The 11,902-nt window shown below is 73.2% G+C and carries 9 protein-coding genes, 1 tRNA gene and 1 pseudogene; 6 read left to right on the top strand and 5 right to left on the bottom strand.

Annotated elements, in window-relative coordinates; translation table 11 throughout:
• The 3 genes and pseudogenes from ACTUAL_RS17535 to ACTUAL_RS17525 form a co-directional block, all read right to left on the bottom strand.
• Positions 1–1,323 (bottom strand): annotated as a pseudogene (locus ACTUAL_RS17535) (hypothetical protein); the annotation flags it as partial.
• Between the two features lie 67 nt (positions 1,324–1,390).
• Positions 1,391–3,067: an energy-dependent translational throttle protein EttA gene (gene ettA / locus ACTUAL_RS17530; RefSeq protein WP_096491809.1), complete on the bottom strand. Its 1,677-nt coding sequence runs from the start codon at positions 3,065–3,067 to the stop codon at positions 1,391–1,393.
• 327 nt (positions 3,068–3,394) lie between these two features.
• Positions 3,395–3,925, bottom strand: coding sequence for a single-stranded DNA-binding protein (locus ACTUAL_RS17525; protein ID WP_440901029.1), 531 nt, complete (start codon positions 3,923–3,925; stop codon positions 3,395–3,397).
• A gap of 216 nt (positions 3,926–4,141) precedes the next feature.
• On the opposite strand from ACTUAL_RS17525, the gene ACTUAL_RS17520 reads away from it, so the two are divergent.
• From ACTUAL_RS17520 to ACTUAL_RS17510, 3 genes are read left to right on the top strand one after another with little or no spacing between them, the layout of a single operon-like run.
• Positions 4,142–4,774, top strand: coding sequence for a TetR/AcrR family transcriptional regulator (locus ACTUAL_RS17520; RefSeq protein ID WP_096491807.1), 633 nt, complete (start codon positions 4,142–4,144; stop codon positions 4,772–4,774).
• A complete protein-coding gene (locus ACTUAL_RS17515; protein ID WP_096491806.1) occupies positions 4,759–5,694 on the top strand; it encodes an ATP-binding cassette domain-containing protein in 936 nt (311 codons plus the stop codon). The genes ACTUAL_RS17520 and ACTUAL_RS17515 overlap by 16 nt, the downstream gene beginning before the upstream one ends.
• A gap of 31 nt (positions 5,695–5,725) precedes the next feature.
• Positions 5,726–6,553: an ABC transporter permease gene (locus tag ACTUAL_RS17510; RefSeq protein ID WP_440901028.1), complete on the top strand. Its 828-nt coding sequence runs from the start codon at positions 5,726–5,728 to the stop codon at positions 6,551–6,553.
• 18 nt (positions 6,554–6,571) lie between these two features.
• On the opposite strand, the gene ACTUAL_RS17505 is transcribed toward ACTUAL_RS17510, so the two are convergent.
• Positions 6,572–8,641, bottom strand: coding sequence for a cytochrome c oxidase assembly protein (locus tag ACTUAL_RS17505; protein WP_440901027.1), 2,070 nt, complete (start codon positions 8,639–8,641; stop codon positions 6,572–6,574).
• Positions 8,642–8,709: 68 nt separating this feature from the next.
• Between ACTUAL_RS17505 and ACTUAL_RS17500 the strand changes: the two genes are divergently transcribed.
• Positions 8,710–9,297, top strand: a complete 588-nt coding sequence (locus tag ACTUAL_RS17500) for a DUF3558 family protein (RefSeq protein WP_157767521.1) — start codon at positions 8,710–8,712, stop codon at positions 9,295–9,297.
• Here the strand turns inward: ACTUAL_RS17500 and ACTUAL_RS17495 are convergent.
• Positions 9,263–10,450: an MFS transporter gene (locus ACTUAL_RS17495; RefSeq protein WP_440901026.1), complete on the bottom strand. Its 1,188-nt coding sequence runs from the start codon at positions 10,448–10,450 to the stop codon at positions 9,263–9,265. The two genes, ACTUAL_RS17500 and ACTUAL_RS17495, sit on opposite strands and share 35 nt — an antisense overlap.
• Positions 10,451–10,507: 57 nt before the next feature.
• Here ACTUAL_RS17495 and ACTUAL_RS17490 point away from each other — a divergent pair, with 57 nt between their 5' ends.
• Both ACTUAL_RS17490 and ACTUAL_RS17485 read left to right on the top strand, forming a co-directional pair.
• Positions 10,508–11,560 (top strand): LacI family DNA-binding transcriptional regulator, encoded by a 1,053-nt coding sequence (locus ACTUAL_RS17490; protein WP_440901025.1) that lies wholly within the window; start codon positions 10,508–10,510, stop codon positions 11,558–11,560.
• A 116-nt stretch (positions 11,561–11,676) separates the two neighbouring features.
• Positions 11,677–11,749 (top strand) — tRNA-Arg (locus ACTUAL_RS17485).
• Positions 11,750–11,902: the final 153 nt, after the last annotated feature.

Here is an 11,902-nt window from a genome sequence, read left to right as displayed (position 1 = left end):
CGGGGAGACCAGGCGCCAGCGGTCGGCCGCGTGGGCGCGTGCCGCCGACAGGCCGTCCACCGTCATGTCCTCGGCGGCGCGCCTCGCGCCCGCCCGCTTGCCCTTGACCGCCTCGGGACGACCCGGCTGGCCGGGGCGCCACTGGCGGAGCTGCTGCTTGGCCTCCGGGGTGAGCTGGCTGTCCGCCTGCTGCGCGGGCGCCCGGCCGTCCTCGGTGAGCAGCGCGGCCAGCTGGTCGTGCAGGCCGGACGGCTGGCGGTGCACACCGGAGAACTCGGCCGCCAGCCTCGCCCGCACCGCGTACACGGCGCGGGCCCGCCTGCGCTCCGCCGCGTGGGCCGCGCGCAGGTCGACGAGCGCCTCGGACAGGTCGCCGGACACCTCGTGCACGTGGGCCAGCGCCAGCGTGCTCTCCGCGAGGAGCGTGTCCAGCTGGTGCCGCTGCGCGCTGTCGGCGGCGTCGCGCAGCAGCTCCCGCGCCTGGTCGACCCGCCCCGCGGGCAGGTGCAGCCTGGTCGCCAGCGCCACCCGCAACCAGCCGAGCGCGGACGCCGACGGCGCCCGCACCGGCTGCTCCAGCAGCGGCGAGCCCACCTCGGACGCCTCACCGGCCTCGCCGGCGTCCATGAGCGCGCACACCAGCTCCAACGCCAGCGCCGCCCGGACCTGGCCGCTGTCGGAGGTGGGGTCGGACAGCCCGTCGAGCAGGCCGAGCCCCTCCCGCGCGGACGCGGTCGCCGCCGCCAAGTCGCCCCAGCGGCGCTGCTGGCCCGCCGCGGCGACCCGCAGCAGGCCCCGCATGAGCAGCGTGACGTCGTGGTCGAGCGACTCGTCGGACAGGTAGAGCCGGTCGGCGTCCTCCAGTGCCCTGGCCAGCGCGGGACCGCGCCCCACGGAGACCAGGCACTCGGTGGCCTGCACCAGCGCCGAGGCGCGCAGGCCGTCCGGGACGCCCGCCGCCTCCAGCACCGGCCGGACCGCCGCGAACCCGGTCAGCGGCGCGCCGACCGAGCGGGCGCCGCCCGCCAGCTCGACGCGCAGCCGCCACGCCGTCTCCAGGTCCTGGACGGCCTCGGCCGCCGTCAGGGCGTCCATGGCCCGGTCGGCCACCCGGACCTGGCGGTCCATCCGGTTGCCCGCGAAGACCACGATGGCCTCCGCGCGCAACCGGTCGACCTCGTCGCGGCGTGCGGTGGCGAGAGCGACCGCGCGCTCACCCAGCACCAGCGCCAACTCCGGCGCGCGCAGGCGCAACCTCCAGGCGGGCACCACGAGGGTGCTCACCTCGACGTCGACCTTCGCCGCCTCGCCCCTTGCCGCCACGTCTCCCCTACCAGCGATCAGTCCCGCACGAGCTTGCGCCGACCGGACCAGCGTGCTCCGTCGTCGATCAGTCCCGCGTGAGCTTGCGGTAGGTGACGCGGTGCGGCCTGGCCGCCTCCGCGCCCATGCGCTCGACCTTGTTCTTCTCGTAGCCCTCGAAGTTGCCCTCGAACCAGTACCACTGCGAGGGGTTCTCGTCGGTGCCCTCCCACGCGAGGATGTGCGTGGCGACGCGGTCCAGGAACCACCGGTCGTGCGAGATGACCACGGCGCAGCCGGGGAACTGCTCCAGCGCGTTCTCCAGCGAGCCCAGGGTCTCGACGTCCAGGTCGTTCGTCGGCTCGTCGAGCAGGATCAGGTTGCCGCCGAGCTTGAGGGTCAGCGCCAGGTTGAGCCGGTTGCGCTCACCGCCGGACAGCACGCCCGTGGGCTTCTGCTGGTCCGGCCCCTTGAAGCCGAACGCGCTGACGTACGCGCGCGAGGGCATCTCGACGTTGCCGACGTGGATGTAGTCCAGGCCGCCCGACACCGTCTCCCAGACCGTCTTCTTCGGGTCCAGGCCCGAGCGGTTCTGGTCGACGTAGGACAGCTTGACCGTCTCGCCGACCTTGACCGTGCCCGCGTCGGGCTGCTCCAGGCCGACGATGGTCTTGAACAGGGTCGACTTGCCGACGCCGTTCGGGCCGATGACGCCGACGATGCCGTTGCGGGGCAGGGTGAACGACAGGTTGTCGATCAGCACCCGCTCGCCGAAGCCCTTCTTGAGCTTCTCGGTCTCGACGACGATGTTGCCCAGGCGCGGGCCCGGCGGGATCTGGATCTCCTCGAAGTCGAGCTTGCGCGTCTTCTCCGCCTCGATCGCCATCTCCTCGTAGCGGCCGAGTCGGGCCTTGGACTTGGCCTGGCGGGCCTTGGCGCCGGAGCGCACCCACTCCAGCTCGTCCTTGAGGCGCTTCTGGAGCTTCTGGTCCTTCTTGCCCTGGACCGCCAGGCGCTCGGCCTTCTTCTCCAGGTACGTGGAGTAGTTGCCCTCGTAGACGTGGGCCCGGCCGCGCTCCAGCTCCAGGATCCACTGCGAGAGGTTGTCCAGGAAGTACCGGTCGTGGGTGACCGCCAGGACGGCGCCCGCGTACTGCGCGAGGTGCTGCTCCAGCCACAGCACGCTCTCGGCGTCCAGGTGGTTGGTGGGCTCGTCGAGCAGCAGCAGGTCGGGCTTGCTCAGCAGGAGCTTGCACAGCGCGACGCGGCGGCGCTCACCACCGGAGAGCAGCTTGACGTCGGCGTCCGGCGGCGGGCAGCGCAGGGCGTCCATCGCCTGCTCCAGCTGGGAGTCGAGGTCCCACGCGTTGGCGTGGTCCAGCTCCTCCTGGAGCTGCCCCATCTCCTCCATCAGCTCGTCGGAGTAGTCGACGGCCATCTTCTCGGCGATCTCGTTGAAGCGGTCGAGCTTCACCTTGATCTCGCCGAGGCCCTCCTGGACGTTGCCCAGGACGGTCTTCTCCTCGTTGAGCGGCGGCTCCTGCTGGAGGATGCCGACGGTGTAGCCGGGCGACAGGTAGGCCTCGCCGTTGCCGGGCTTGTCGAGACCGGCCATGATCTTCAGCACGCTCGACTTGCCCGCGCCGTTGGGGCCGACCAGGCCGATCTTCGCACCGGGGTAGAACATGATGGTGACGTCATCGAGGATGACCTTGTCCCCGTGCGCTTTGCGCACCTTCTTCATGGTGTAGATGAACTCGGCCATAGCCGCGATCGTAGAGCGGAGCCGTTCGGGCAAGAACCTCGGTCGTCGGCAACGCACAACCCGATCTTCCGGAGCCAGGACGCACAGCTATCACCCGTACGGGGGCACCGCGCACCGAGGTCCCGCGGACCCGGAGCCGTGACCTGCGAACGCCGTGAGCTGCGCAGTTCTACCGGAATGTCAAGGTCTGTCACCTGGACGTGGGCATCACCCGGCGCCGTCCACGACCTCCCTCCTCAGTGCTGCTCGTCTGCGGAAACTTCTTCACATTGTCCGCCGCTCGGACCCCCGGTGGGGCGCGATATCCCGGCGGTTGGGCTGTTCGGCTCAGAAGGGCACCGGGAGGGCCTCCTCCGCGACGGAGACCGACTGCTCCTCGGTGCGCGGCGCGAGCACGTCGGGCAGCGTAGGCGCTGCACCCGCCGACTCTGAAATACCGCGCCCGGCCACGCCGGAAACCGGTTCGGAACCGGGATCGAAACCCGGATCGGGACCGCCGCCCCGCCGGGGCTCGGCCGTGCACCACAGCAGGTTCGGCCCCACCGCGGACGCCTCCACCGACAGGTGGGTGCGCCGCACGTCCTCGGTGCGCAGCTCGTGCAGCCTCAGCTTGCCCGTCACCACCACCGGGTCACCCCGCCCCAGGCTCGCCCGCACGTTCTCCGCGAGCCCCCGCCAGCAGGTCACCGACACGAACAGCCGGTCGCCGTCCACGAACCGCCCCAGGTCCCGGTCGAACCGCCGCTCCACGCTGACCATCCGGAACACCGCCCGGCTGAACCCCGTGCCGACCGTGCTCAGCGCAACCTCGCTGGCCACCGTGCCCACCAGGGTCACCCTCGTCTCGTTGACCGCCACCCCGCACCTCCACGCCGTCCGGACACCTCGTCCCGTCCAGCTTCACCCCCGTCGAGCTGCGCCGGAAGCGGCCGGAGGCGATCTGTGGACAACCGGCCCGCCTGTGGACAACGAGGCGGGAGCCAACAGGTTCCGCACCCGTCCCGTGCTATGCGCCTGATATGAGTGAGCACTCACTCCTTGACTTGAGTGAGTGCTCACTCATAGAGTGTCCCCATGCCCGAGGAGACCACCCCCAAGCGCAGGCGAGCACCGGCGATGAGCCAGGAGGAGCGCAGGGACGCCATCGTCCAGGCGACCCTCCCCCTGCTCGAACTGCACGGCGCCAACGTCACCACCAGCCAGATCGCCCGAGCGGCGGGCATCGCCGAGGGCACGGTCTTCCGGGCGTTCAAGGACAAGCAGGAGCTGATCCACGCCTGCGTCCACGAGGCGCTCTCCCCCGAACCGGTGATCGACCTGCTCGACCGGACCGCGAGCCTCCCGGACCTCCGGGACCGCGCGATCTGGACGATCAACGCCCTCTCCAGCTACCTGGAGCGGATGTGGTCGCTGGCAGGCGTCCTGCGCGAGAGCGGGTTCGACCCGCACGACAAGAGCGGCGGCAAGCCCAAGAACCCCGGCGAGCACTTCGAGCGGCTGCACAACAAGGCAGCCGCCGTGTTCGAGCCGGACGCCGACCGCCTCGCCGTCGAGCCCGCGCTCGCCGCGAAGCTCCTGCTCGGCCTGGTCATGGCCAACCGGGCCCGCCCCGGCGCGCCCACCACCGGGGCCGACGCCTCGCCCGAACAGCTCGTTGATCTCTTCCTGCACGGCGCATTGAGGGGGACCCGATGCACGACCTCATGATCGAAGCGGTGGACGTCGTCAAGGCGTTCGGCGACCAGAAGGCGCTGGACGGGGTGAGCGTCGCCGTGCCGAGGGGCAGCGTCCTCGGCCTGCTCGGCCACAACGGCGCGGGCAAGACCACCCTGGTCAACGTCCTGACCACCCTGCTGCCCCCGGACTCGGGCACCGCCAGGGTCGCGGGCCTGGACGTGGTCTCCGACGCGCACCGGGTGCGCGGCCTGATCGGCCTGACCGGCCAGTTCGCCGCCGTGGACGAGCAGCTCTCCGGCGCCGACAACCTCGTCCTCATCGCCCGGCTGCTCGGCGCGAGCCCCCGCGAGGCCAAGGCCCGCGCGGGCGAGCTGCTGGAGCTCTTCGGGCTGACCGACGCCGCCAAGCGCGCGGCCCGCACCTACTCGGGCGGGATGCGCAGGCGGCTCGACCTGGCCGCCAGCCTCGTCGGCCACCCCGACGTGATCTTCCTAGACGAGCCGACCACCGGCCTCGACCCGGCCAGCAGGCTCGACCTGTGGGGCATCGTGGAGAACCTGGTCACCGACGGCACCTCGGTGCTGCTGACCACCCAGTACCTCGACGAGGCCGACCGGCTGGCCGACTCGATCACCGTGCTGGCCTCGGGCCGGGTCGTGGCCTCCGGCACCAGCGCCGAGCTGAAGGCGCAGGTCGGCCAGCGCAGCGTCACGGTCACCCTGGGCAGCGCGGACGAGGCGGCGCGGGCGCGCGTCGCGCTGGAGCGGGCGGGCCTGCAGCCGGTGCCCGACCCGGCCAAGCACGCGCTCACCTCGCCGGTGGGCTCCTCGCGCGAGCTGGCGGTCGTGGTCCGCGCGCTGGACGAGGTCGGCCTGGAGGCCGACGAGCTGGCGCTGGGCGAGCCGACCCTCGACGACGTCTACCTCACCCTGTCCCGGCACGCGGCCTGAGCCCGTCCCCACCCCCGCAAGGAGCCCCGCCATGACGACCCTCGCCGCGCCCCCCACCGCCGCCGCCCGCACCCGCTGGCGCGGCACCGGCTTCGGCACCCAGGTGCTCGTGCTGACCCAGCGCTCGCTGCGCGCCCTGGTCAGCGATCCGAGGATGATCCTCTTCAGCGTCCTGCAACCCCTGGTGATGCTGGCGCTGTTCAGCCAGATCTTCAGCAGCATCGCCCAGACCCCCGGCTTCCCGGCCGGGGTGGACTACATCGACTACCTGCTGCCCGCGATCCTGGTCAACACCGCGATGCAGTCCGCGCTCCAGGCCGGGGTGGGGCTGGTGTCGGACATGAAGAACGGCGTGCTGGCCCGGTTCCGCTCGCTGCCGATCCGACCGGGGTCGGTGCTGGTCGCGCGCAGCCTGTCCGACCTGGTGCGCACCACCGGGCAGCTGCTGCTGATGGTGCTGTTCGCGGTGGTGCTGTTCGGCTTCTCCCCGTCCGGCGGGGTCGTGGGCGTCGGCGCCGCGCTGCTGCTGGCGCTGGCCGTCGGGTGGGGCCTCGGCTGGGTGTTCCTGGCCGTGGGCGCCTGGCTGCGCAACACCGAGCTGATGCAGACCGTGGGCTTCCTGGCGATGTTCCCGCTGATGTTCGCGTCCAGCGCGTACGTGCCGGTGGGCAACCTGCCCGGCTGGTTGCAGGCGGTCGCCTCGGTCAACCCGCTCACCCACGCGGTGGACGCGGCCCGGTCGCTGTCGCTGGCCCAGCCCGCCGAGGGCGTGCTGTCGGCGCTGGTGGCGACCGCCGTGCTGGCCGCCGCCGGGTGGTGGGCGGCGGAGCGCGGGTTCAAGCGGCCGATGGCGGGCTGAGCCGCGGCCGGGCGGGGGTCAGCCCTCGCCCGGTCCGCCCGCTCCCCCGGCGCCCGGCTCCGGCTTCGCGGCGCCGGGTCCGGCGTTCCCGGACTCGGTCCCGGTCTGGGCCTTCGGCTCGGCCACGGCCACCGACCCGCCCTTCCCCGCCATCCTGCGCAGCATCTCGTTGTACGCCGCGAGGTCGGCTCCGCCGTCCGCGTCCGCCTTCCGGTCCGCGCGCTTGGCGTCCCGGCTGTCGGAGCGGGCCCACTGCGCGAGCAGCGCGACCATCACCACCCGCAGCGGGAGCTCCCCCGCCGCCCACGCGATGCCGCCACCGAGCCGCTGGTCCTCCAGCAGCGACGGCACCCACGGCAGCGAGAGCTTGCGGTAGAAGTCGCTGCCGATCACGTACTGCGCGCTCATCAGCACCACGCCGAAGAACGCGTGGAACGGGATCGAGGCGAACAGCAGCCCCAGCTTCCCCAGCGGCGGCAGCTTGTTCGGCGCGGGGTCGACCCCGATCACCGGCCAGTAGAAGACGTACCCGGCCACCAGGAAGTGCGCGTTCATCGCCAGGTGCGCCCAGTGGTGGTCCAGCGCCACGTCGTACAGCCCGGAGAAGTACAGCCCGTAGAACGACCCGACGAAGAACGCCAGCGCCACGAACGGGTTGGTCAGCGCCTTCGCCACCGGCGAGTGCACCAGCGCCAGCACCCACTCGCGCGGCCCCGGCGGGTTGCCCCGGCCCGCGACCGGCAGTGCGCGCAGCGCCATCGTGACCGGCGCGCCCAGCACCAGCAGGATCGGCGCGAGCATCGCCAGCAGCATGTGCGCCTGCATGTGGACGCTGAACATCGCGGGCGAGTAGCGGCCGAGGCCCGACGAGGTCGCGAACACCACGGTCAGGCAGCCCAGCACCCACGCGACCGTGCGGCCCACCGGCCAGGCGTCGCCGCGCTTGCGCAACCGGCGCGCGCCCAGCAGGTAGACGACGGCGGCGGCGAGGAACGCGGTGCCGTAGACGAGGTCGAAGCGCCAGTCGAACAGGATGCGGTAGAGCGTCGGCTCGCCCGCCAGGTCGTAGCCGATGCGCAGCTCCACCGGGCTCGGCAGGCTGCGGCCCTCGGTGGGCGGGGGCGTGCGGCTGAGCGCGGCGGCGAGGCCGATCGTGGCCAGCATCAGCAGCACCTCGACGCCCGCCAGCCGCACCAGCGCCCGGCCGGAGCCGGTGGCCACGACCTGCTTGACGCCCTTGGCGCGCTGGAGGTAGCCGAACACGCCCAGCGCGAGCAGCGCGGCGGTCTTGCCCAGCACGAGCAGCCCGTACTCGGAGCTGAACAGCCGGTCCAGCGGCAGCCGCACGTAGGCGTTGACCACGCCGGAGACCGCCATGACGATCCAGCAGACCAGCGCGATCGCGGAGAACCGGGACGCGGCCAGGCCCAGGTGCGCCCCGCGCCTGCGGCCGTGCGCGAGCAGCGCGATCAGCCCGCCGACCCACAGCGCGGCGGCGACCAGGTGGTACAGCAGGCTGTTGGTGGCGACGTCGTGCGAGCCGCCGCCCGAGGAGTGCCCGGTCACCGCGACGGGGACCAGGGCGAACACCGACACGAAGAACAGCACGGTGGTCCAGCCCCAGGACAGCACCAGGCGGCAGCCGAGGGCGAGCAGCACGACGATGACGGCGGTCACCATCCACGCCCGGCTCTGCTCCACCACGTCCGCGACCTCGAACAGCACCGAGGGGTCGAGCAGCGCGGACAGCGGCTGCCCGAGCGCGTCCGCGACCGTGTAGGGCACCGACAGCACCGCACCCGCCGTCCAGACGAGTGAAGTCCACGCGGCGGTTCGCAACGCGGCGTAACCGTCGGCGGCGAGCGTGCCGGACTCCTGCGGTGGCACCAGGAACGCGGCCAGCAGCAGCGAGCCGATCGTCAGCACCGCGGCGCTCTCGGTGACCACCCTGACCACCACGAGCCCCGCGGCCGGACCGCCCACGAGCCCGGCTGCCAGCAGCGCCGCGATCGCGACGCCGACGGCCAGCAGGGGGATCAGCCCGGTGCGGGCGGGGCGGGTGCTGGAGCGGACCTCGGTGGGGGACACGCACCGAGCGTAGGCGGACCGGTGAAGGCACCGGCAACCGCCGGACGGCTTCGACTACCTTGGGCCGGGTGAGACGCTCCCGATCGTGGCTCGCGCTCGTGGCGGCTGTGCTGACCGTCACGGGGTGCAGCTACTCCGTCAACGGCGCCCCGGTCGCGGCGCCCGGCGCCCCGTCCGGTTCCCCGACCCAGTCGACCAGGTCGTCGGCCGCGTCGAGCCCGACGCCGAAGATCGCCAAGACGCGCTCGGTGGCCGGGCTCAAGTCGTGCGAGCTGCTCACCGCGAAGGACCTGAAGGTGGTCGGCGCGATCGACGGCGCGCCCACCCCGAGGGACAGCGAGCTCCCCGGCTCCTGCCAGTTCATGTTCGACGACGGCTCGGCGACCCGCTCCAGCGTCGTGGTCGCGCCGTACCGGCCGTACTCGGAGTCCCGGACCAAGCAGCCCACCGGCCACGAGGAGGTCGTGGAGGGCAACTCCGCCTGGGTGTCGTGCGAGATGGACGACCGGGTGATGGTGTGCACCGCGACGCTCGCGGTGAGCGGCGACAAGAGCCTGCTGCTCGGGTACACCAAGAGCGCCGGGAACGCCGAGGAGATGACCGCGACGATGCTGGTGCTGCTCAAGACCGGGCTGGGGAAGCTCCCCGCCGCGTGACCTCGCGGTCGCGGGAGCGGCGGGCCAGCGCCGCCAGCGGCGCGGTGAGCGCGACCACGGCGGCCACCAGGCCCAGCGAGGTGGTCAGCGAGGACGCCTGGGCGATCCCGCCGACCAGCGGCGGACCGGCCAGGAAGCCGGTGTAGGCGATCGTCGTCACCAGGCCGATCTCGCGCTCGCCGCCACCGCCGTCCGCGCGCCTGCCCGCCTCGCCCGCCAGGTCCATGACCACCGGGAACGCGAACGCCAGGCCCAGGCCCGCGAGCGCGAACCCGCCGAAGCCCGCGGCGGGCAGCGGGACGAGCACGGCCAGCGCGAGCCCGGACGCGGCGACCAGCGCGCCGAGCTGGAGCAGCCGGTGCGGGCCGAGGCGGCGCTGGACGGGTTCGCCGAGCAGGCGGGCGGCGGCCATCGCGGTGGAGAACGCGGCGTAGGCGATCGCGGCGGCGCCGTCCCCGACGCCGCGCTCGGTGACCAGGAACAGGGCGGACCAGTCGGCGGAGGCGCCCTCGGCGATGGCCGAGCAGAGCGCGACGGCCGCGAGCAGCCAGAGCGCGGGGCGGCGCAGCGGGGAGCCGCCGGTGTCGTCGGGACGGCCGCGCTCGGGCGCGGCGCCGGGGACCGCTCGGGCGATCCAGGCCAGCAGGAGCAGGCACGCGGCGGTGGCGACGAGGAAGTGCCGCAGCGGGGTCCAGTCCGCGGAGGCCGCCGCCGCGGCGCCGAGGGAGCCGATCAGGCCGCCGACGCTGAAGCCCGCGTGGAACTGGGGCATGAGGGCGCGGCCGGACGCGCGGATGACCGTGACGGCGGACAGGTTCATGGACACGTCCAGCGCGGCGTTGAGCGCGCCGACGAGGAGCAGGACCGCGCCGAGCTGGAGCGGTGAGCCGACCAGGCCGATCGCGGGCGGGACCAGGGCGCCGAGCAGGGCGCTGGCGAGCAGGACGGCGCGCGCGCCGACGGCGACGCACAGGCGGGCGGCGAGCGGGGCGGTGGCGGCGAGGCCGATGCTGCCGCCGAGCAGGGCGAGGCCGAGGGAGCCCTCGGTGGCGCCGATGCGGTCGGCGAGCGCGGGGACCCTGGCGGCCCACGAGCCGAAGACGATCCCGTTCAGGGCGAAGGCGGCGAACACCGCGAAGCGCTGGGTCGGCACGGGGTCCAGGGTGACTGAAGCGCTTCAGAAGAGCAAGGGCCGGCTAGTCTTGGGCGCGTGGACACCGCACGCCCCCGCAGGCCCACCCTCGACACCGTCGCCGGTGTGGTGGGCGTGTCGCGCGCGACGGTGTCGAACGCCTACAACCGGCCGGACCAGCTGTCGGCGGCGCTGCGCGAGCGGATCCTCGCCGAGGCCGCGCGCCTGGGCTACGCGGGCCCGGACCCGGTGGCCAGGAGTTTGGCGACCAGGCACAGCGCGGCGGTCGGCTTTCTGCTCGGCCAGAGCCTGACGGCCGCGTTCTCGGACCCGGCGCTGTCGATCGTGCTCGACGGCCTGGCCACGACGGTCGACGGCCACGACCACTCGCTGGTCCTGATGGCCGGGAGCGCGGGGCCGCGCGCGCAGACCGTGGCGCGGGCGCAGGCGGATGTCGTGGTGGCGTACTCGCTGCCGGAGGACGCGCCGGGCCTGGCGGCGGCACGGGCCCGCGGCCTGCCACTGGTGGTCGTGGACCAGCCGGAGGTGCCGGGAGTCGCGTGGGTCGGCGTGGACGACGAGGGCGGGGCGCGGGTGGCGGCCGGGCACGTGCGCGCGCTGGGGCACGAGCGGGTGGCGGTGCTGACGTTCGCGCTGCACCCCGATGGGGTGACAGGTCTTGCCGACCGGGCGAGGTTGCGCTCGACGCCGCCCGGCGTGGCCGGGCGGAGGGTGCGCGGCTACCTGGAGGTGCTGGGCGAGGCGCCGGTGTGGGAGTGCCCGCTGAGCGACCGGTCCCTGGGCAGGGCGGGCGCCAGGGAACTGCTGTCGCACCCCGACCGCCCGACCGCGCTGCTGTGCACGTCGGACGAGCTGGCGTTCGGCGCCCTGACGGCGGCGCGCGACCTGGGCCTGCGAGTCCCGGAGGACGTGTCGGTGGTCGGCTTCGACGACGTCCCGGCGGCGGAGCACGCCGAACCCCCGCTGACCACGGTGCGTCAACCCCTGGCGGAGAAGGGCCGCCAGGCGGGTGAACTAGCGCTGAGCCTGCTGGACGGAGCGAGACCGAGCGCCCCGGTGAGACTCCCCGTTTCACTGATCGAACGCGCTTCCACCGCCCGTCTAACGTGATTTGCGCCACTTCTGGGCAATTTGATCACTCTTCCACCCCCGGAACGGAAACGGTGAGCGCTTCCCGGACGATGTGTCCGGTGGGGCCGACCGCACTGCTGCGGCACCGACCCCGAGCCTCCGTAGCTCAGTGGAGAGAGCGAGGGACTTCTAATCCCGAGGTCGCAGGTTCGAATCCTGCCGGGGGCGCTTCGGCGCTGGTGGTGGCACCGGGCGCGATCACTTGAGTGGTCAGGGCCGGTGCCATCCATGCTCTACCCAGGTCTTTCGCCTGCACAGATCCGACCCGTTCAAGCGCGCCCGGCACGTCGGGAGCGGCGTGCGGCGTGGGCTCGGCAAAAG

The organism is Actinosynnema sp., assembly GCF_052038725.1.
Note: the sequence above shows the minus strand (reverse complement) of the source record. Positions and strands in the feature narration are given on the sequence as shown.

Bases quoted from the DNA above. Each gene is read 5' to 3' on its own strand.
- ACTUAL_RS17515 (WP_096491806.1), top strand. From the start codon at position 4,759: ATGCACGACCTCATGATCGAAGCGGTGGACGTCGTCAAGGCGTTCGGC.
- ettA (WP_096491809.1), bottom strand. From the start codon at position 3,067: ATGGCCGAGTTCATCTACACCATGAAGAAGGTGCGCAAAGCGCACGGG.
- ACTUAL_RS17520 (WP_096491807.1), top strand. From the start codon at position 4,142: ATGCCCGAGGAGACCACCCCCAAGCGCAGGCGAGCACCGGCGATGAGC.
- ACTUAL_RS17510 (WP_440901028.1), top strand. From the start codon at position 5,726: ATGACGACCCTCGCCGCGCCCCCCACCGCCGCCGCCCGCACCCGCTGG.